Here is a 19,522-nt window from a genome sequence, read left to right on the forward strand (position 1 = left end):
TATGTGTGGAATTGTAGGTGTTCTGGGGCAGCATGAGGTCGCCCCTATTTTGGTTGAGGCGCTGAAACGGCTGGAATATCGCGGCTATGACAGCGCTGGTATTGCTACGGTGAATGACGGCACCCTCGGTCGCCGCCGGGCCGTGGGTAAGCTCGTCAACCTGAGTGACCTTCTTGTCCATGATCCCCTGCCCGGCAAATCAGGGATCGGGCACACCCGCTGGGCCACCCACGGCGCGCCATCGGTCAACAATGCCCACCCACACAAGGCCGGGCCGGTTGCCGTCGTCCATAACGGGATCGTCGAAAACTACCGCGAACTGCGCGCCGAATTGGCCAAAAACGGGATCGGATTTGAGACTGAAACCGACACCGAGACCGTGGCCCTGATGGCCGAGCATTTGCTGAATTCGGGCCTGTCTCCGGTCGAGGCTGCCTTCAAGACCATTGATCAGTTGGAAGGTGCATTTGCGCTGGCTTTTCTGTTTGATGGTCAGGACGACCTGATTGTCGCGGCGCGCAAGGGCTCACCCTTGGCCATCGGTCATGGGGATGGCGAGATGTTTGTGGGCTCGGATGCCATCGCATTGGCCCCTCTGACAAACAAGATTACCTATCTTGAGGAAGGCGACCGCGCGGTGCTGACTCGCACCTCGCTGGAAATCCGAAACGAGGCCGGAGAGCTCGCCAATCGGGAAATGCGCAAGATCAAGCTTGATCATACGCGGGCTGATAAGGGCGAGCACAAGCATTTCATGGCCAAGGAAATCGCCGAACAACCGGTTGTTGTGGCCGAGGCGATCCGGTCTTACCTGCCAACAGGTGGCGACCGGGTGGTTTTGCCAGATATCGATCTGGATTTCACAAAGCTGGATCGCCTGACCATGGTGGCCTGCGGTACCGCCTTCTACGCCTGCCTGACAGCGAAATACTGGTTCGAACAACTGGCCAAAATGCCGGTTGAAGTCGATATCGCCAGCGAATTCCGCTATCGCGAACCTCCGATCAGCGACCGCACAATGGCCCTGTTTGTCAGCCAGTCGGGTGAAACCGCCGATACGCTGGCTGCGTTGCGTTATTGCGAAGGAAAGGCGGACAAGATTGTTTCTGTCGTCAACGTCCCCGAAAGCTCGATCGCGCGGGAAAGCGATGTGGCTCTGCCCATCCACGCGGGTATCGAGATCGGCGTGGCCTCGACCAAGGCCTTCACCTGCCAGCTCAGCGTCTTACTGATGCTCGCGCTCAAGGCCGCTGCTGACAAGGGCACCTTGACCGATGAGGAACTGGCCGATCACGCCGCCGCCTTGCGTGGGCTGCCATCGGTTCTGAACGCGGCGCTGGATCAAAACCGCTCCATCCGCAAATCCGCCCAGCGCTTGTCCGAGGCACGCGATGTCCTGTTCTTGGGGCGTGGCCTGATGTATCCGCTGGCCATGGAAGGCGCGCTAAAATTGAAGGAAATCAGCTATATCCACGCCGAAGGGTATGCATCAGGGGAACTGAAACACGGCCCCATCGCGCTGATCGACAAGCATATGCCGGTTGTGGTGATGGCACCGAAAGATACCGTGTTCGACAAGACCGTGTCCAACATGCAAGAGGTGATGGCCCGCAAAGGCAAGGTCATTCTGGTCTCGGACGATGATGGCATTGCCGAGGCTGAGGACGGTGTTTGGAGCACGATCCGAATGCCGCATATCCACCCAAGCCTTGCCCCGATCCTGTATTCGGTGCCTGCGCAGCTGCTGGCTTATCACACGGCGGTGGCCAAGGGCACGGATGTGGATCAGCCGCGCAATCTGGCAAAGTCGGTAACGGTGGAATAAACCGCGAAAGGGTCGGTCATGGATGAGCAGGACTCCATCGCGCGATTGATGTCCCTGATGAGTGCTTCGCGCGCAGAGTACGAGCATTATCTGGCACGGGGTAAAACCTTTGGTCCTGCGCGGGCATTGCGGGCAACCAACCAAAAGGTGTTGGATTTCATCGAAGACACTCCATTCGAAGCCGCCCCTGAACTGATGTCGGCGCTGGAAGACCTGCAAGAGCATTTGCGGGATTGGGCCCGAATCTGGGATCACGAGGCCAAATTACGCGCCCCGGCGGATGAGGACGAATTCATATTCACAGGGTACAAAACCTATCCTAGACATCTGGATGCGCTGCTCGCAGAACGGCGCTCAATCTCCTGACTGCTGGACGGCCTATCCATACGCGCTTAGGTTTGCCGCAACCCCTCTCCCGGAGCGCGCCATGGCCAAACAATTTCCGCAACTCGATCCACCGCATAAGGCCTTTATCGAAGATCAGCACATGTTCTTTGTCGGAACCGCTGGGTCTGAGGGACGAGTCAATATCTCGCCCAAAGGCATGGATTCCCTGCGCGTTCTGGGCCCCAACCGCATCATCTGGATGAACCTGACCGGCAGCGGCAATGAAACGGCAGGGCATCTGCTGGACGTTAATCGCATGACCCTGATGTGGTGTTCCTTCACCACCCGCCCTTTGATCCTGCGCGCCTACGGCACAGCCAAAACGTTCCACACAGGCGATGCCGGTTGGGAGGAACTGTCCCGGCATTTCCCCACCCACCGCAGTGCGCGGCAGATTTATGACCTGAGCATTGATATGGTTCAGACCTCCTGCGGCTACGCGGTCCCGTTCATGGAATACACGTCGGAACGTGACACGATGCAGAAATGGGTTGATGGCAAGTCGGATGACGACATCCGCGCCTATTGGGTGGACAAGAACCAACAGACAATTGATGGCAAACCCACAGGAGTCCCTGTCTGAGATGCCGCTGCTTGACCCCTATCTGGCCCAGATCAAAGCCCATGCCGACCCCGAACGCGGTGCGCAAATGGCGGCCTATCACAAGGCGGATCGCCCCTATCTGGGCGTCGCAAACCCCGTTCTGAATGATCTGACCAAAACCTGGCGACAAAAGCTGAATGTACCTCAGCGCGTGCAGCTGGCAGATGAGCTGTGGCAATTCAACACCCACGAAACCCGCCTCGCCGCCTCAAAACTCCTCACACAAGCGCGTATCAGACCGGATGACGCCGTTTGGGAGCTGCTGCAAAGCTGGCTGCCGGATTTCGATGCCTGGGCCGTGGCCGATCATGCGGCTATGGCGATGCAAAAACGGCTGACGGCCGATCCCATCCGGCTGGATCAGGTAGAGGAATGGACGACATCAGATCACATGTGGACACGCCGCGCTGCCTTGGTGGCCACCCTGCCCTGGACCAAGCAAAACCACCCCAAACCTGATGATCTCGACCGCCGGGATCGCATACTGGGCTGGGCTGCCAGCTATGTGCCAGATCGCGACTGGTTCATCCAGAAGGCCATCGCGTGGTGGCTGCGCGAGTTGTCAAAACACGATGCCCCCCGCGTTGTCGCCTTTCTGGAACAGCATGGTCCGGGGATGAAACCCTTTGCACGGCGGGAAGCTGGGAAATACCTGAAAGATCAGTTGGCGTAGACGTCAACCTCAACCAGCGCGTCCAAAGGCACCAGAAGTGTGCGCATCGCATCCAGCGATAATTGGCTGCCGCCCCCTTCAGGCCCCCGCGACGGGATAAGCGTGACATAAGCCTGAGCCCCGGTTCGGGGCACGACCACACGCGCCGTGACTTCGGTGTCCACAAGCGGCGTTTGCATCCAGCGCCCGGGCGTTGAGGGGTCCCCCAGAACAGCGGTGGTGGATTTGGCACCGACCCAGTTTGGTCGCGTCGTGACCAGCTCAGCTTCGGGTGCGGCTTCTACCCCATCGGGCTCCACATTGGCATCGGTCTCGACCGCGGCCTCGCTGCGTCCAAACACACGATCTGTCGTCGACCGCACTGTTTCACAGCCGGCAAGCAGAACACACAGGAAAACAAGAACGTATCTCATGCCTGAAACTTACAGCCCCACACGTAACTGTTCCAGCCCAAAGCACGGTAAACCCTTGCCGCGGGCTGGTTCCCAATTTACCTATAGCGCATGACTACTCCGCTGATAGACCCATTCGCACGTGCCATCACGTATCTCCGCGTCTCTGTAACGGATCGCTGCGATTTCCGCTGCGTCTATTGCATGTCCGAGAATATGACCTTTCTGCCCAAAAAAGATCTTCTGACCCTGGAAGAGCTGGACAGGATGTGTTCGACCTTTGTGAAGCTGGGCGTTCAAAAGCTACGCATAACGGGCGGAGAGCCCTTGGTGCGCCGAAATATCATGAACTTCTTCCAATCCATGACGCGGCATCTGGACAGCGGCGCCTTGAAGGAGCTGACGCTCACAACCAATGGCTCGCAACTTCACCGGTTTGCCGACGAACTCTATGCCGCGGGTGTGCGGCGTGTGAATGTTTCTCTGGATACGCTGGATGAAGATAAGTTCGCTAAAGTCACCCGTTGGGGCCGCCTGAAACAGGTGCTGAACGGGATTGATGCAGCGCAGAATGCGGGCTTGCGGGTGAAGATCAACGCGGTTGCTCTGAAAGGTTTCAACGAGCCAGAGCTGCCCCGCATCACCGAATGGTGTGCCGAACGCGATATGGACCTGACCTGGATCGAGGTGATGCCCATGGGCGATATCGGCAACGAGGATCGTCTGGATCAGTACTGGTCGCTGAAGGACGTGCGCAAGGAATACGAAAACCACTACAGCGTAACCGATCTGGCTGAACGCACCGGCGGCCCTGCACGCTATGTGCGATTGGAAGAAACCGGACAGAAGATTGGATTCATCACGCCGCTGTCCCATAATTTCTGTGAAAGCTGCAACCGGGTGCGCCTGACCTGCACGGGTGAGCTTTATATGTGCCTAGGTCAGGAAGACATGGCCGACCTGCGCGCGCCGCTGCGTGACCACCCTGACAGCGAAGCCCCGTTAGAAGATGCGATCCGGGCAGCGATCAACTTGAAACCCAAAGGGCATGATTTCGACTATTCCCGCCAGGCCGTTGATGGCCAGATGACCCGTCATATGAGCCATACGGGCGGCTAGGATGCCCGAGCATCGCCGCCCCGGCCACTCGACAGCGCTGTATCAATTGTACTGCGGGATCATTGCCCTCGCAGCCCCCTTGTTGTGGCGCACCGTGCGTCGCAAACTTGAAACCGCGGGTGTTCCAAACGAAAGACGGCAGGAACGGCTGGGTCATGCTAGCCTACCACGCCCCGCAGGACGTTTGATCTGGTTTCACGCCGCCAGCATTGGCGAAAGCCTGTCGGTCCTCAGCCTAATCAGGCGGATGGGCAAGCTTTTGCCCGATGCCGAGTTTCTGATCACATCCGGCACGCCCACATCTGCCGCGCTGATCGAAAAGCGCCTGCCCCCGCGAACACGGCATCAATACCCGCCGCTGGATACGCATGGCCCGGTACTGCGCTTTCTCTCACATTGGAAACCCCATGCAGGCGTGTTTGTCGAAAGCGAAATCTGGCCTCAGCTGATCGTCGAAAGCACCCGGCGCGGCGTGCCACTGGCCCTGCTAAACGCCCGCCTTTCACAGAAATCAGTCGAAGGTTGGAAAAAGCGGCCTAAAACTGCGCGTTTCATATTGGACAGCTTTTGTCTTTTTTTGACCCAAAATGACCGAACTGCAGCCAATCTCATCGACATGGGCGCCGAGCCAGAGCGCGTGAAACCCGGCACCAACCTCAAAGCCATGTCCGATCCGTTGGTCATTGATGAGCAGGTGCTTTCCGACATCCGAACACAAATAGCGGGCCGCCCGGTCTGGATCGCCAGTTCCACTCACGCAGGCGAAGAAGAAACTGTGCTCGCAGCGCATAAAACCCTGCTTGAACGCTGGCCCGATCTGCTGCTGCTTCTGATCCCGCGCCACCCGGAACGCCGCACCGACATCGCCGGGCTTCTGAAACAGGCCGATCTCACAGCCGCGTTCCGCGCCGCAGGCGAGCCGATCACGGACCAAACTCAAACCTATGTCGCCGACACGCTGGGCGAAACCGGCACGTGGTATGCGCTCTGCCCGATCGTGTTCTTGGGCGGCTCGTTGAAGGAGATCGGTGGCCACAACCCGTTCGAACCCGCCCAAGCCGGAGCCGCTGTCATCACCGGCCCGGGCTATTTCAACTTCGCCGAAACCTTCGCGCCCCTTGTCGCGGCCAAAGGCGCAATCGAAGTCCAATCCGCTAGCGATCTCTCCGATGCAGTTGCAACCTGGCTTTCAGACGACAGCGCCCTGACCACTGCGCGCAGCGCTGCCGAAACCTGCGTCAACACTCAAAAAAACGCACTGACCTCAGTCGCAAAAACGCTCTGCAGTCACCTGAACCTTACCGCAAGGGCGCAAGATCCCTCTTCATCTGGCTAAAAATATCCCGGGGGTATGGGGGCAGAGCCCCCACCCGTATCCGTCAAGCCGCAGGCATCCGCTGTTCAACGATCTCGGCCCACCAACTGCACCCTGCAGGAATAGCCTCATCGTTAAAATTGTACTCGGGATGGTGCACCATGGCCGTGTCGCCATTACCGACCAGAATATAAGCTCCCGGACGCTCCTCAAGCATAAAGGCGAAATCCTCACCGCCCATCACCAACGGTGCATCTTCACAATCACCGGACACAGACCGGGCCACATCTGCCGCAAACGCGGTCTGTTCCTCACTATTCACCATAACCGGATAGCCGCGAATATAGGTCACATCCACCGTACCCCCAAAGGTCGCTGCAACCCCGTTGCAGATCTCATTAATCCGCTTTTCGGCCAGATCACGCATGTCGCTGCTCATCGTGCGCACAGTCCCCTTGATCTGAACTGTCTGAGGGATCACGTTGAACGCCTTCGACGACGTCTCGAACGAAGTCACCGACACGACCACTTGATCAATCGGGTCCGCATTGCGCGACGCAATCGTTTGCAGAGCCAGCACCGCCTGCGCTGTCATCACGGTTGTATCGACGGTTTCCTGCGGTTTCGCCGCATGTCCGCCACGTCCTTCAAAGGTGATGTCGAACTGATCAGTTGCGGCAAAGAACGAGCCCGGACGTATCGCGAAGCTGCCAACCGGTTTGCCTGGCCAGTTGTGCATTCCGTAGACCTCCTGAATGTTCCAGCGGTCCATCATACCGTCTTCGCACATCTCGCGACCACCGCCGCCTCCCTCTTCGGCGGGCTGGAAAATTACGACCACAGTGCCGTCAAAGTTCCGTGTCTCCGACAGGTACTTGGCCGCGCCCAACAACATCGCCGTATGACCGTCATGCCCACAGGCATGCATGGCTCCATCTGTTTTTGAGGCATAGTCCAGACCTGTCGCCTCGTGGATTGGTAACGCATCCATATCCGCGCGCAGGCCAATGACCTTGCCCTTGCTGTCAGACTTGCCCTTGATCACCCCCACCACGCCGGTACGGCCAATTCCCGTAACGACCTCATCACAGCCGAATTCCTTCAGTTTTTCCGCGACTATTGCGCTGGTACGATGCGTTTCGAACAGAATTTCGGGGTTCTCGTGCAAATCCCGTCGCCATTCGGTGATTTCGGCCTGCAATTCGGCAAAGCGGTTCTTAACTGGCATATCTTCTCTCTCCTACTTCAAGCCGCTGGCATCCGGCGCTCGACCATTTCGGCAAACCACGAGCATCCGATTGGAATGATCTCGTCGTTGAAATTGTATTCGGGGTGGTGCAGCCCGGCGCTGTCGCCATTGCCCAGAATGATAAAGGCACCTGGGCGTTCTTCCAGCATGAACGAGAAATCCTCGCCCCCCATCACCATCGGTGCCTCGCCACAGCTTCCACCAACCGCAATCGCGGCCTCTTCGGCGTAGCCCGTTTGGTCTTCGGCGTTGATCGTGACCGGAACGCCTTTGTTGTAAGTCACGCTCGAAGTGCCCCCCATCGTAGAGGCGATACCGGTGACAACTTCGGTCAGCCGCTTTTCGATCATGACGCGCATCTCGTTGGAATGGGTGCGCACCGTTCCCCGCACGCGGGCCGATTGCGGGATCACGTTGAACGCCTTAGAGGACGTCTCAACCGAGGTCACAGACAATACGCCCTGCTCGATCGGGTCTGCATTGCGCGACACAACCGTTTGCAAGGCGACGATCAATTGAGACAGCATCACCGTGGTGTCCACAGTGTCATGCGGTTTGGCCGCGTGACCGCCGTGGCCTTCCAAATGAATGTCGAACTCATCCGCTGCCGCCAACAGAGGCCCCGAACGGATGGCGAATTGGCCCGTGGGCAGGCCCGGCACATTGTGCATCGCATAGACTTCCTGAATGCCAAACCGGTCCATCAGCCCGTCCTGGCACATGGCCTCGGCCCCATTCCCGCCTTCTTCGGCGGGCTGAAAGATCATAATCGCCGTCCCATCGAAATTACGCGTCTCGGCCAAGTATTTCGCAGCACCCAAAACCATTGCCGTATGACCATCATGGCCACAAGCATGCATCGCGCCGTCGGTTTTTGACGCGTAGCCCAGCCCGGTCTGTTCCTGCATGGGCAGCGCGTCCATGTCGGCCCGCAACCCGATGGCGCGACCTTGAGTATCGGTTTTGCCTTTGATCACGCCGACCACACCGGTACGACCGATGCCGGTGACCACCTCGTCGCAGCCGAACTCTTTCAGTTTTTTGGCCACCAAGGCGCTGGTGCGGTGGGTGTCGTACAGGATCTCGGGGTGTTCGTGAATGTCGCGCCGCCAACCGGTGATTTCTTCATGCAGCTCTGCAAGGCGGTTTCTGATCGGCATGTCATTCTCCCTGAGTTAAGCGACGGGCAATCGTCGTTCCACAAGCTCGGCAAACCAGCTGCAGCCGGCAGGAATCGCGTCGTCATCGAAATTGTATTCCTGGTGGTGGCACATGGCGGTGTCCCCGTTCCCTAGAAAGATGTAGGCTCCGGGCCGTTCTTCAAGCATGTAGGCGAAGTCTTCAGATGGCATAATCGGATCGGTGCTGTCATTCACCTTGCCTGCAACGGCAGCGGCGGCTTCGGCGGCATAACCCGTTTCCACCTCGGAATTCACGGTCACCGGATACCCAGGCGTCCATGTTACCTGCGCAGTCGCGCCAAAGGCCGAGGCCGTGTCTTCGGCGATCCGGCGCACACGTTCTTCGGCGATGGTGCGATATTCGGGATCAAGCGTCCGCACAGTACCCTTCAGCCTGACTGTATGCGCAATGACATTCGATGCGACGCTGTCTGTATCGAACGTACCGACGGTCAGAACAACGCGTTTAATCGGGTCGACAGTTCGCGCCACAACCGACTGCAAAGAAACAACAATATGCGAAGCAACGAGCGTTGTATCGACGGCTTCATGCGGGGCTGCCGCGTGGCCGCCTTTGCCTGTCACAACGATCTCAAACTCATCGGACGACGCAAGCAACGCACCGGGCCGGATCGCGAATTCGCCAACCGGTAGGCCGGGCATATTGTGCATGCCATAGACCTCCTGAATGCCCCAACGGTCCATCAACCCGTCCTGACACATGGCCAATCCCCCGGCCCCGCCCTCCTCGGCCGGTTGAAAGATCAGCACCACAGTACCATCGAAGTTCCGCGTCTCTGCCAGATATTGCGCCGCCCCTAGCAGCATCGAGGTATGGCCATCATGCCCACAGGCGTGCATCTTGCCGGGAACTGTCGAAGCATAATCCAATCCCGTCGCCTCTTCGATCGGCAAAGCATCCATATCCGCGCGCAGCCCGATCACGCGACCTTTGGTATCCGTGCGGCCCTTGATCACAGCAACAACGCCGGTTTTACCGATGCCCGGCGTGATGTCATCGACCCCGAACTCTTTGAGGCGGTCGATCACAAAACCCGCCGTCTCGTGGACGTCATACATCAGTTCGGGATGCATATGCAGGTGGCGGCGCCATTTGGTGATCTCATCCTGCATCTCGGCAAGTCTGTTTTTCACCGGCATCTGATGTCTCCTTCCAAAGGACTGGTCAGCCTGAGAATTTATCGACCAACCGCTGCATGAACACGCGCCCCGCTTCGAACTGCGCGACCGAGATGAACTCATTCGGTTGATGCGCCTGCGCAATATCGCCAGGGCCGCAGATCACCGCGGAATAACCCGCTTCCTGAAACTGACCCGCTTCGGTGCCGTAACTGACCACATGGCTGGCATTGTCGCCGGTCAAAGCACGTACCAGAGCTTCGGCCTCACCATCCTGCTCGGGCACCAGACCGGGGATCGAGAAGTTCTCGGAAATTTCAATCCGGGCTTCAGGGTGCACGGCCTGCATCCGCGCCTCGACCTCGCGCACCTGCTGAAAGTACGCCTCTCGCCACTCGGCCTTGGCTTCATCCGGTACGGTTCGGAAATCCATCATGAAATGGCAGTCTTTCGCGGTGATGTTATGCGCTGTACCGCCTTCGATCATGCCAACATGAACCGTGGTCCAGGGCGGGTCAAACACCGCTGCCGTGTCACTTGGCATCGCGGCCCGGTTGCGGGCATTCTGTTCGTTGGCCCAGTTAATCAGAGGTGCCGCCTCCATGATCGCGTTGACACCAGTATGCATGATTGAGCTATGGACCTCGAACCCGATCATATGCGTGTCATAGCCGAACCCGCCTTTGTGACCCGTGACGGCCTGCATCACCGATGGCTCACCGACGATCACAGCCGACCCTTTGGGCAAAACTTTCTGCATTGCCTCAATCATGGGCGGCGCTCCGGTGCAACCGACCTCTTCATCAAAGCTCAGCGCCAATTGCAGCGGGCGTTTTAGATCGGCGTATTGCGCCTCGACCAAGGCCCAGATGGCCAGCGCGTCAAATCCTTTCATGTCGCAGGTGCCTCGACCAAAATACTTGCCGTCTTTTTCGGTCACAACAAACGGGTCGGTATCCCAGGATTGCCCGTCGACCGGCACCACATCCGTGTGGCCGGAAAGGACGACTGCGCCTTCTTCCCACGGACCCACATGCGCAAAGATCGCTGCCTTGTGCGGTTGGTTCGGGTCAGGCCAGCGATGCGCCTCGATCCCGTGCTCGCCCAGATAGCTTTCGACCCAATCGACCAGCGGCAGGTTACTCTCGCGACTTACAGTTGGAAACGAGATCAGCTTGGTCATGATCTCAAGCGGCGTCAGACGCTGTACCATGCGGGTCAGTACCCGCTATCCGTAGTTAGGATAAAGTGCCCCGGTTCAACTTCGCGGTACTCAGACGGTTCTGGCGTGTAGTCAATCGGATGAATGGGCGACGGGATCGGTTTGAAATTCAAATCTTTTTCCGATTTTCGCTGATTTGGATCAGCAATCGGGACCGCCTTCATCAGCGCCTGCGTATACGGGTGCTGCGGATTCTCGAATACACGCGCGCGCGGCCCAAGTTCAACGATCCGACCCAAATACATAACGCCCACATAATGGCTGACGCGCTCGACCACCGCCATGTCGTGGCTGATGAATAGGTAGGACAGGCCAAGTTCGGATTGCAGCTCCATCATCAGGTTCAGAACCTGCGCCTGCACCGACACATCAAGGGCCGAGACCGCCTCATCCGCGATGATCAGCTTGGGATTCAAGGCCAGTGCACGGGCGATTGCGATCCGTTGGCGTTGACCACCTGACATTTCATGCGGGAAGCGGCGCATGAAGCTGCGCGGCAGTTGGACCTTGTCGAACAGTTGCGCGACCCGGTCCTGCAATTCCGATCCTGAGGCGACGCCATAATTGCGCATCGGCTCGGCCACCTGATCGACCAGCTGCATCTGCGGATTGAGCGAGGCAAACGGGTCCTGAAAGATCATCTGCATGTCCAACCGCGCCTTGCGCAGGCCGCCCGGATCCAGTTTCATGATGTCGACGCCATCCAGATCGATCTCCCCCGACATGGGCTCAACCAATCGCAGGATGGAGCGCCCGGCGGAGGATTTTCCACACCCCGATTCGCCCACAAGGCTCAGCGTTTGCCCCCTGTTGAGGGTGAAAGACACATCTTCGACCGCGTGCACATTCGAAATGGTACGGCGCAAAAGCCCGCCCTTGACCGGGAACCGCGTTGTCAGGTTTTTGACGGTCAGCAGAACCTCTTCGGTGCCCGGAATGGGCGCGATGTTCTGGCCTTCGACACCCAGCAGTTTCATGGGTTCAGGCGCGGATTTGCCACGCATCTCACCCAGCTTCGGCACCGCAGCCAGCAGCGCTTTGGTATAGTCATGCTGCGGATTCTCGAAGATTTCCTTAACGGTGCCCTCTTCAACCTTGTTGCCGCGGAACATGACCACAACCCGATCCGCCATCTGCGCCACAACCGCCATATCATGGGTAATGAACATCACCGCCGTGCCGGTTTCACGCTTCAGCCGGTCCATCAACGCCAGAATCTCGGCCTGAATGGTCACGTCCAGCGCGGTCGTGGGTTCGTCCGCAATCAGCAGGCGCGGCTCACACGCCATGGCCATCGCAATCACAACACGCTGACGCATCCCACCCGACAGCTCATGCGGATATTGTTTCAAACGCCGCTCGGGTTCAGGGATCCGGACCTGACGCAACAACTCTAGCGCGCGCTCTTCGGCCTGCGCCTTTGACATGTCCTTGTGGATGCGCAGCCCTTCGGTCAGCTGACGACCGACGGTGAAAACCGGGTTCAGCGCAGTCATCGGCTCCTGAAAGATCATCCCGATCTCATTGCCGCGAATCTGTTTCATCAGATCCTGATCGGCGTTTGACAGGTCCATTTCTTCGCCGTCGCGGCGGTCAAACAGCAGTTCTCCACCCGCGATTTCGCCACCACCGAACTCAACCAGCCGCATCAAAGACAGCGAAGAAACCGATTTCCCCGAGCCAGATTCGCCAACGATACAAACGGTTTCGCCGGGGTTCACTTCGAAAGAAACATCCTCGACGCCCACCACGGGGCCATCCTTGGTCTGGAACTCGACCCGTAGTTTCTTGATCTGTGCAATAGGTTGATCCAGCACGCACGCGCTCCTGTTGGTAGTCTTTTTTTGTTCGGATGCCTGACGCTAAGGCGGCAAGGCAGGAAAAGTCAAACCCGTTGCCATTTTTCCCAACGGCAACCCTTGCTTTTTTCCAGAGTTCTGTTTCGATACCTCGCGTAACCGTGATGGGGAGATCATGGATTCCGTGGGTCTTAGCAGATTTTGCGGCAATAATTCAGACCCTTACCCAAAGCGGCAACGCCAAATCCGCAGGCCTTGCGGAGATAATCGAGACACGGAAGTGTCCTTTTCGGGAGTTTATTATGAAGATCAAAACCCTTTTGCTCGGTGCGATCGCAAGCACGGCGATGGCCCCGATGGCCTTGGCCGAGCGTGGATCGGACGGCAATGTCAGCATCATTTATTGGCAGGCTCCGTCGATCTTGAACCCCTTCCTGTCGGGTGGCACCAAGGACGTTGAATCCGCCTCGCTGGTGATCGAACCGCTCGCGCGCTACGACCAGGACGGCAACATGGTGCCTTATCTGGCCTCTGAGATTCCGACTGTTGAAAACGGTGGCGTCAGCGAGGACCTTACGTCGATCACATGGAAGATCGCGCCGGGAATCACCTGGTCGGACGGCTCGGCGTTTACCTCCGCAGATGTGGTCTTTACCGCGAATTATTGCATGGACCCCGAAGGCGGCTGTGCGCAGGTCACCAAGTTTGAAGGCGTCACCAATGTCGAAGCCGTGGATGACCTGACCGTCAAAGTGACCTTCGACAAACCAACCCCCTTCCCCTATGGCCCGTTTGTGGGTGGTGAAAGCCCGATCATTCAGGCTGCTCAGTTCGCGGATTGCATGGGCGCGAAGGCCCCCGAATGCACCGAACAGAACTTTAACCCCATCGGTACCGGCCCGTTTGTTGTCACCGAATTCAAGCCGAATGACGTGATCACCTTCAAGGCGAACGACAACTATCGTGATCCGGCGAAACCTGCCTTTGCGACAGTCACCTTCAAAGGTGGCGGCGATGCAACGGCGGCTGGTCGTGCAGTAATGGAAACCGGCGAATTCGACTATGCCTGGAACCTGCAACTGGCGCCCGAAGTGATCGCGCAAATGCAAGAAGGCGGCAAAGGTACCCCGGTTGCGGGCTTCGGCCCGCTGGTCGAGCGTATCATGCTGAACCAGACCAACCCATCGCCCGACCTGCCGGAAGGCGAGCGGTCGACCGCAACGCATCCGCACCCGTTCCTTCAGGACCCGGCCGTTTACAAAGCCATGTCCATGGCCATCGACCGCCCGCTATTGGTTGAGATCGGTTATGGTCAGGCAGGTAAAGTGACCTGTAACTGGGTTCCGGCCCCGGCAGCGTTCAACTCGACCTCGATGACCTGCGATACGCAGGATATCGCTGGTGCAAACGCTCTGCTGGACGAGGCAGGCATCGTTGACACCAATGGCGACGGCGTCCGTGAAAAAGACGGTGTTCCGCTGAAAGTCGTTTATCAGACGTCTACCAACGCCGTCCGTCAGGATTTCCAGGCGCTGATCAAGGAATGGTGGAGCCAGATCGGTATCGAAACCGAACTGCGCAACATCAACGCGTCGGTCTTCTTCGGTGGTGATCCGGGCTCGCCCGACACATTCCAGAAGTTCTATGCCGACGTTGAGATGTACGCCAACACCTTCAACGGCACTGACCCTCAGTCCTATCTGGGCAACGGTCTGTGCGACAAAGCACCTCGTCCCGACACGCAGTGGCAGGGTGAGAACATCAGCCGCTTCTGCAACGAAGAGTTCGATAAGCTGCACGCACAGCTGGCCGAAACCGCCGGTCTGGAACAGCGTGCCGAGATCGCGAAACAGCTGAACGACATCATGGTTGAAAACGGCGGTATGATCCCGCTGGTGCACCGTGGTCGCCTTTCGGCACACGCAAACACCCTGGGTGGCGTTGTCCTGAACGTTTGGGACAGCGAACTTTGGAATATCGCTGACTGGTACCGCAAGACCGGTTCCTAAGCGTTAGCCTTGCAAAGCCGCGCCCCGATCTTCGGGGCGCGGTCCTTTGCACACCACCCCAACAAGAAGACGCATATAAAGGCGCCTCTTAATGCTCAATTTTACCATCAGACGACTGATATTGGCGGTGCCTACGCTGCTGTTCATCAGCCTCGTCATATTCCTGCTCCTCGAACTCGCACCTGGCGACCCGATGGCGCAGGTCCCGCTCACCGTTCCGCCCGAAGTCAAAGAGAAGATGCGCGAAGCGCTTGGCCTTGGCCAACCGATGCATATCCGGTTCTGGAAATGGATCGTGCAGTTCTTCTGGATCGAGCCGCAGGTTCTGATCGATGCGATGTTTGGCACCACGTTTTCCGAAGGTGACCTGCGTGTGATTTCGTGGCAGACCCGCTCGCCCGTCATGGACATCGTCGTTCAGCGTATTCCGCAGACCCTGTGGGTTGTTGGCACTGCATATGTCGTCGCCATCCTGATCGCCCTGCCCATTGGCATCTATTCGGCCTATCGCCAGTATTCCTGGTTCGACCAGATGGGCACTTTTGTGTCGATGGTTGGCTTTTCGGTTCCGCCGTTCTTCTCAGGCGTACTGGTAATCGTGATCTTTTCGGTCCAACTGGGCTGGTTCCCGTCGATTTATGACACCACGCTTGTGGTGAACAGCTGGGAAAGCTTTATGCTGCAACTAAAGCAGATGATCATGCCCGTCATGGTTCTGGCGCTTCAGATTACAGCACAGCTGAGCCGATTCATGCGCGCCTCGATGCTGGACAACCTCAATCAGGATTACGTCCGCACCGCCCGTGCCAAGGGCCTAAGCGAATACACGGTCGTGATGGTCCACGTCCTGCGTAACTCGATGATCCCAGTGGTCACCGTGATCGCGCTGGGTATCCCCGCCATTTTCGGCGGCGCCATCATCACCGAGCAGGTCTTCAAGGTGAATGGCATCGGCCAGTTGCTGATCGGAGCCATTCAGGCCAATGACCTGCCGATGGTTCAAACCCTGACCTTCATCTTTGCCGTGCTGATCGTGCTGTTCAACCTGATTGCAGACGTGCTCTACGGCATTCTGGATCCGAGGATTCGCTATGACTGATACTGACAAATCAGACACGCTGGTCCCCGACGAAGGACTGGCCCCCGCCTCGACAGCGCTGCCCACCGCAGGTGTGATGGACGATCTGACCACCCCGCCCCGCAGCCAGTGGCGCGATGTGTGGGATCAGTTCAAGACCCACAAAGGCGCGATGATCGGAGCGATCCTGTTCATCTTCATCGTCGCTGGCGTCTATCTGGGGCCGTTCCTTTGGAGCATCGATCCAACCCAGATCGACATCCGGTCGCGCAATCAGGGCCCAAGCTGGGCGCATCCTTTCGGGACCGACCAACTAGGTCGTGATATCCTGGCGCGGATGATGTCCGGCGGGCAGACCTCGGTCTCGGTGGGCATCACCGCGATGCTGCTGGCACTGTTCCTGGGTTCGTTCATAGGCGTGGTCGCCGGGTTCTTCAGACGGTTGGACGGGCCGCTGATGCGCCTGACCGATCTGTTCCTGGCCCTGCCTCTGCTGCCTTTGCTGCTGGTCATGATGCTGCTGTTCCGCGAGCCTCTGTCTGCTGCGTTCGGGCTGGAACGCGGGATCTTCATCCTGATCGTCTGCGCCATCGGCATCACCTCGTGGATGCCGACAGCCCGGATCGTGCGGGGCGACGTGCTGGCGATCAAGGAGCGCGAGTTTGTTCTGGCCGCGCGCTCTATCGGCACCAGCAACACCCAGATTATCACGCGGCACATCCTGCCGAACGTGCTGTCTCCGATCATGGTGTCGGCGACATTGGGGATTGCCACAGCGATCATCACCGAAAGCGCGCTGTCCTTCCTGGGGTTGGGCTTCCCGCCTGACTTCCCGACCTGGGGCCGCTTGCTGTTTGATGGCGTTGACTATCTTCAGCAATACCCCGAGCGCGTGTTCTGGCCCGGCCTGGCGATTTCGCTGACCGTTCTGAGCGTAAACTATCTGGGTGATGGTCTGCGCGACGCGCTGGATCCGCGAATTCGCGGACGTTAAGCAAACTCAGTCGGCGCGCCTAAGCGCGCCGGCGCACACGACGATCAGAACGGCAAGCGGCAGCAAGACACCAAAGGCCATTCTCAACGTCAACAACTCTGCCAAAAACCCAATCAAAGGCGGGCCGATCAGCAAACCGCCATACCCAAGCGTTGCCACGCTAGCGATGGCCTGCCCCGGCGGTATCTGCGGATCATTCGCGGCCCGGCTGAACGCCAATGGCATAATCACAGCATACCCTACGCCCATCAGCATAAACCCCACCAACGCGAGCGAAGCAGTGCCCGCCGAGACAACACAAAACACGCCCATAGCGGCAAACATCCCGCCACCCCGTGCCGCAGCAACCGGCCCGACCAACGCAATCACCAGCCCCCCCGCAAGACGACATACGACCATCGCGACCGAGAACACGGCGTAGCCTAAGGTCGCAACGCTTTCCGCAGCGCCAGTGACGTCACGCAGGAAAATCGCACTCCAATCCGCGACGGCCCCTTCGCCCAGCGCACCGCACAGAGCCGTGAACCCTACCAGGATCAGCACACCGGACGGGAACGCAAAAACTGATCCCTGCGACTGCACCGACCGGCGAGACGTCCATTGCACCCAGGACAACGCCAGAGCCAACACAACGACCAAACCGCCCGCCGACAGGAAATGCTGCAACACGCTCATCTGAAGTTGTACAGCCGCATACCCGCTGATCGCCCCCAAGCCTGCCCCAAGGCTCCACATCGCGTGGAATGAGGACATAAGTGGTTTCTCATAAGCGCTTTCAACTTCGGCAGCCCAGGCATTCATGGCCACATCCATCGACCCGTGAAACGCCCCGAAGATAAACAGAAAGACAGCCAACAGGGTGAAACTGTCCGCCAGCCCCAACAGCACAAGCGACCCGGTATAGAGAACCGCAATCACCCGAGTGATTGCAACGGCGCCAAACCGGTCGGTCAGTCGCCCGGTGATAGGAAAGGAGCACACCGCGCCTGCTGCCATGAACAGCAGGCCATAGCCCAACGCCTCATGGCTCAGCTGCAGATGATCCCGAACCGCCGGAATACGCGAAGCCCAGATACCGAACAATGCGCCGTTGAGTATGAACATCGCGGTCACAGCCCGCCATGCTGAAACGACACTGATCACAGGGATGCTCCGATTGTGTGACTATCGTTGCCGGTCACTAGTACAAAGCTTGCCCCGCTGTGCAAGTCACGTCATTCCAACCGCTTGCGAATTCTGTGGACGGCAGCCCAGACCAATAAAATAACCGGCAGCGTGATCAAGGCGGTCAATGTACCCTTGCTCAGCCCGGTCGACGTGAGCGGATACAGCACGTAGCTGACCAGCGACACAGCATAGTAGCTGATGGCCACAACCGAAAGCCCCTCGACCGTGTGCTGCAGGCGCAAGGCCAAATCTGCGCGCTTGTCCATGCTTTCCAACAAAGCCTGGTTCTGCGCGCTGCGTTCCACATCCACCCTTGTACGCAGCAAATCACCGGCGCGGATGGCCCTGTCTGACAGGGTTTGCAGGCGTTTTTCTGTCGATTTCACGGTGCGCATGGCCGGGTCGTAACGGCGCATCATGAAATCGGCAAAGCTCTGACGGCCCATGAACCGTTCTTCCCGCAAGACGGCGATGCGCTGATTGACAATGGCCTCATAGGCCCCCGTCGCTCCAAAGCGAAAGGCGCAGCGCGCAGACAAGGTTTCCAACTCAGTCGAGATGCGCAGTAGATCAGGTAACAGGTCGTCAGGATGGTTCTCGCCATCCGTCATCTCTCCCATCAATGCGGTCAGTTTCTGGTCTAGTTCACCAATGCGTGGGGTCAGGCTTTTGACCCTAGCAAAACCCAACATGGACATCGCCTTATACGTCTCGATCTCGCACAAGCGTTGAATAATACGCCCGATCCGGCGCTGACCGGTGCCTTCGGTGACAAACACAGCAAATCGCATATGGCCTGCGGGATCGATACGGAAATCGCTGGCACAGATCGCGGCATCATCCAGAACGCGAGAGACCGCCAGGCTTTCAGGTTCGAACCAGTCGGGCAAGACGGCACGAACTGCCTCTTGATCTGGTCGGCGCACCACACGCATCAAGATCGATGTGATCCTCTTGCCCGGGCTGGCCATGACCCAATCCGCCGGGAACACCTCAAAGTCAGCCGGGTCAAAGGCCCGGGCACTCACATTCTGAGAAATCGCAGTATAGGTCACAAACTCGGTATGCTGTTCCCATTTCAACCAATGGCGCCCTATCTGCCCCGCGTAATGCGTGGCATCTGGCTGAGGGTGGGACGCACCATAGCGCGTCAAAAGATCGGTCAGATGCGCGATATCCGACTGCCGGTCCCCGTCGACCGCCGCCGCCGGTTTCTTGATGGCCAGAAATGCAACCGTGCAAGGCACTTCGGCGCTTGGAAAGGGCCTTGCGTGCAGCTCATTGGCCAGCGCATAGCGCAAGGGATGATCATCAATCGGCGTCATTTTGTGGCTCCGTCTTATCCGGGGCACTATACGACACAGCTGA

The 19,522-nt window shown here is 58.3% G+C and carries 17 protein-coding genes; 9 read left to right on the forward strand and 8 right to left on the reverse strand.

Translation table 11 applies throughout. The features are described 5' to 3' along the window. Position 1: 1 nt before the first annotated feature. The 4 genes from glmS (at position 2) to AC2FFE_RS02985 (ending at position 3,489) form a co-directional block, all read left to right on the forward strand. Entirely contained in the window at positions 2–1,825 is a 1,824-nt protein-coding gene (gene glmS, locus AC2FFE_RS02970; RefSeq protein ID WP_496845795.1) for a glutamine--fructose-6-phosphate transaminase (isomerizing), read from the forward strand. An 18-nt stretch (positions 1,826–1,843) separates the two neighbouring features. Then, complete coding sequence (locus AC2FFE_RS02975) at positions 1,844–2,191, forward strand: hypothetical protein (protein ID WP_496819314.1); 348 nt, start codon at positions 1,844–1,846, stop codon at positions 2,189–2,191. A 61-nt stretch (positions 2,192–2,252) separates the two neighbouring features. Then, positions 2,253–2,795 carry a pyridoxamine 5'-phosphate oxidase family protein gene (locus AC2FFE_RS02980; RefSeq protein ID WP_496819315.1) on the forward strand — a complete coding sequence of 181 codons (543 nt, stop codon included), beginning with the start codon at positions 2,253–2,255 and terminating at the stop codon, positions 2,793–2,795. Further along, entirely contained in the window at positions 2,767–3,489 is a 723-nt protein-coding gene (locus AC2FFE_RS02985) for a DNA alkylation repair protein (RefSeq protein ID WP_496845796.1), read from the forward strand. Before AC2FFE_RS02980 ends, AC2FFE_RS02985 begins: the two co-directional genes overlap by 29 nt. On the opposite strand, the gene AC2FFE_RS02990 is transcribed toward AC2FFE_RS02985, so the two are convergent. Further along, positions 3,477–3,902: a hypothetical protein gene (locus AC2FFE_RS02990; protein WP_496819317.1), complete on the reverse strand. Its 426-nt coding sequence runs from the start codon at positions 3,900–3,902 to the stop codon at positions 3,477–3,479. The two genes, AC2FFE_RS02985 and AC2FFE_RS02990, sit on opposite strands and share 13 nt — an antisense overlap. 90 nt (positions 3,903–3,992) lie before the next feature. Between AC2FFE_RS02990 and moaA the strand changes: the two genes are divergently transcribed. After that, a complete protein-coding gene (moaA, locus tag AC2FFE_RS02995; RefSeq protein WP_496845797.1) occupies positions 3,993–5,000 on the forward strand; it encodes a GTP 3',8-cyclase MoaA in 1,008 nt (335 codons plus the stop codon). 1 nt (position 5,001) lies between these two features. Continuing rightward, a complete protein-coding gene (locus tag AC2FFE_RS03000; RefSeq protein ID WP_496819319.1) occupies positions 5,002–6,336 on the forward strand; it encodes a 3-deoxy-D-manno-octulosonic acid transferase in 1,335 nt (444 codons plus the stop codon). A gap of 43 nt (positions 6,337–6,379) precedes the next feature. Here AC2FFE_RS03000 and AC2FFE_RS03005 read toward each other — a convergent pair whose 3' ends face one another. Genes AC2FFE_RS03005 through AC2FFE_RS03025 form a run of 5 tightly spaced genes read right to left on the reverse strand, consistent with a single transcriptional unit; the run spans position 6,380 to position 12,924 of the window. Beyond that, positions 6,380–7,543: a M20 aminoacylase family protein gene (locus AC2FFE_RS03005; RefSeq protein WP_496845798.1), complete on the reverse strand. Its 1,164-nt coding sequence runs from the start codon at positions 7,541–7,543 to the stop codon at positions 6,380–6,382. A gap of 17 nt (positions 7,544–7,560) precedes the next feature. Then, positions 7,561–8,724 (reverse strand): M20 aminoacylase family protein, encoded by a 1,164-nt coding sequence (locus tag AC2FFE_RS03010; RefSeq protein WP_496819321.1) that lies wholly within the window; start codon positions 8,722–8,724, stop codon positions 7,561–7,563. A gap of 15 nt (positions 8,725–8,739) precedes the next feature. After that, the gene (locus AC2FFE_RS03015; RefSeq protein ID WP_496845799.1) at positions 8,740–9,906 is read right to left on the reverse strand and encodes a M20 aminoacylase family protein; all 1,167 of its coding nucleotides are present in this window, start codon (positions 9,904–9,906) and stop codon (positions 8,740–8,742) included. Between the two features lie 25 nt (positions 9,907–9,931). Beyond that, entirely contained in the window at positions 9,932–11,098 is a 1,167-nt protein-coding gene (gene argE, locus AC2FFE_RS03020; protein WP_496819323.1) for an acetylornithine deacetylase, read from the reverse strand. Positions 11,099–11,103: 5 nt separating this feature from the next. Next, positions 11,104–12,924 (reverse strand): ABC transporter ATP-binding protein, encoded by a 1,821-nt coding sequence (locus tag AC2FFE_RS03025; RefSeq protein ID WP_496845800.1) that lies wholly within the window; start codon positions 12,922–12,924, stop codon positions 11,104–11,106. A 284-nt stretch (positions 12,925–13,208) separates the two neighbouring features. On the opposite strand from AC2FFE_RS03025, the gene AC2FFE_RS03030 reads away from it, so the two are divergent. The 3 genes from AC2FFE_RS03030 (at position 13,209) to AC2FFE_RS03040 (ending at position 16,987) form a co-directional block, all read left to right on the forward strand. Then, positions 13,209–14,915, forward strand: coding sequence for a peptide ABC transporter substrate-binding protein (locus AC2FFE_RS03030; RefSeq protein WP_496819325.1), 1,707 nt, complete (start codon positions 13,209–13,211; stop codon positions 14,913–14,915). A gap of 91 nt (positions 14,916–15,006) precedes the next feature. Continuing rightward, entirely contained in the window at positions 15,007–16,014 is a 1,008-nt protein-coding gene (locus tag AC2FFE_RS03035) for an ABC transporter permease (RefSeq protein WP_496819326.1), read from the forward strand. Continuing rightward, positions 16,007–16,987: an ABC transporter permease gene (locus AC2FFE_RS03040; protein ID WP_496819327.1), complete on the forward strand. Its 981-nt coding sequence runs from the start codon at positions 16,007–16,009 to the stop codon at positions 16,985–16,987. Before AC2FFE_RS03035 ends, AC2FFE_RS03040 begins: the two co-directional genes overlap by 8 nt. Positions 16,988–16,993: 6 nt before the next feature. Here the strand turns inward: AC2FFE_RS03040 and AC2FFE_RS03045 are convergent, their stop codons facing one another. Next, entirely contained in the window at positions 16,994–18,130 is a 1,137-nt protein-coding gene (locus AC2FFE_RS03045) for an MFS transporter (protein ID WP_496819328.1), read from the reverse strand. A gap of 71 nt (positions 18,131–18,201) precedes the next feature. Then, positions 18,202–19,479, reverse strand: a complete 1,278-nt coding sequence (locus AC2FFE_RS03050; protein ID WP_496819329.1) for a DUF3422 family protein — start codon at positions 19,477–19,479, stop codon at positions 18,202–18,204. Positions 19,480–19,522 lie beyond the last annotated feature (43 nt).

The organism is Ruegeria sp. YTSA168, from assembly GCF_059610045.1.

Excerpts from the sequence above, each read along its gene's own strand:
- glmS (WP_496845795.1), top strand. The coding sequence starts at position 2 with ATGTGTGGAATTGTAGGTGTTCTGGGGCAGCATGAGGTCGCCCCTATT.
- AC2FFE_RS02975 (WP_496819314.1), top strand. The coding sequence starts at position 1,844 with ATGGATGAGCAGGACTCCATCGCGCGATTGATGTCCCTGATGAGTGCT.
- AC2FFE_RS02980 (WP_496819315.1), top strand. The coding sequence starts at position 2,253 with ATGGCCAAACAATTTCCGCAACTCGATCCACCGCATAAGGCCTTTATC.
- AC2FFE_RS02985 (WP_496845796.1), top strand. The coding sequence starts at position 2,767 with ATGGCAAACCCACAGGAGTCCCTGTCTGAGATGCCGCTGCTTGACCCC.
- AC2FFE_RS02990 (WP_496819317.1), bottom strand. The coding sequence starts at position 3,902 with ATGAGATACGTTCTTGTTTTCCTGTGTGTTCTGCTTGCCGGCTGTGAA.
- moaA (WP_496845797.1), top strand. The coding sequence starts at position 3,993 with ATGACTACTCCGCTGATAGACCCATTCGCACGTGCCATCACGTATCTC.
- AC2FFE_RS03000 (WP_496819319.1), top strand. The coding sequence starts at position 5,002 with ATGCCCGAGCATCGCCGCCCCGGCCACTCGACAGCGCTGTATCAATTG.
- AC2FFE_RS03005 (WP_496845798.1), bottom strand. The coding sequence starts at position 7,543 with ATGCCAGTTAAGAACCGCTTTGCCGAATTGCAGGCCGAAATCACCGAA.
- AC2FFE_RS03010 (WP_496819321.1), bottom strand. The coding sequence starts at position 8,724 with ATGCCGATCAGAAACCGCCTTGCAGAGCTGCATGAAGAAATCACCGGT.
- AC2FFE_RS03015 (WP_496845799.1), bottom strand. The coding sequence starts at position 9,906 with ATGCCGGTGAAAAACAGACTTGCCGAGATGCAGGATGAGATCACCAAA.
- argE (WP_496819323.1), bottom strand. The coding sequence starts at position 11,098 with ATGGTACAGCGTCTGACGCCGCTTGAGATCATGACCAAGCTGATCTCG.
- AC2FFE_RS03030 (WP_496819325.1), top strand. The coding sequence starts at position 13,209 with ATGAAGATCAAAACCCTTTTGCTCGGTGCGATCGCAAGCACGGCGATG.
- AC2FFE_RS03035 (WP_496819326.1), top strand. The coding sequence starts at position 15,007 with ATGCTCAATTTTACCATCAGACGACTGATATTGGCGGTGCCTACGCTG.
- AC2FFE_RS03040 (WP_496819327.1), top strand. The coding sequence starts at position 16,007 with ATGACTGATACTGACAAATCAGACACGCTGGTCCCCGACGAAGGACTG.
- AC2FFE_RS03050 (WP_496819329.1), bottom strand. The coding sequence starts at position 19,479 with ATGACGCCGATTGATGATCATCCCTTGCGCTATGCGCTGGCCAATGAG.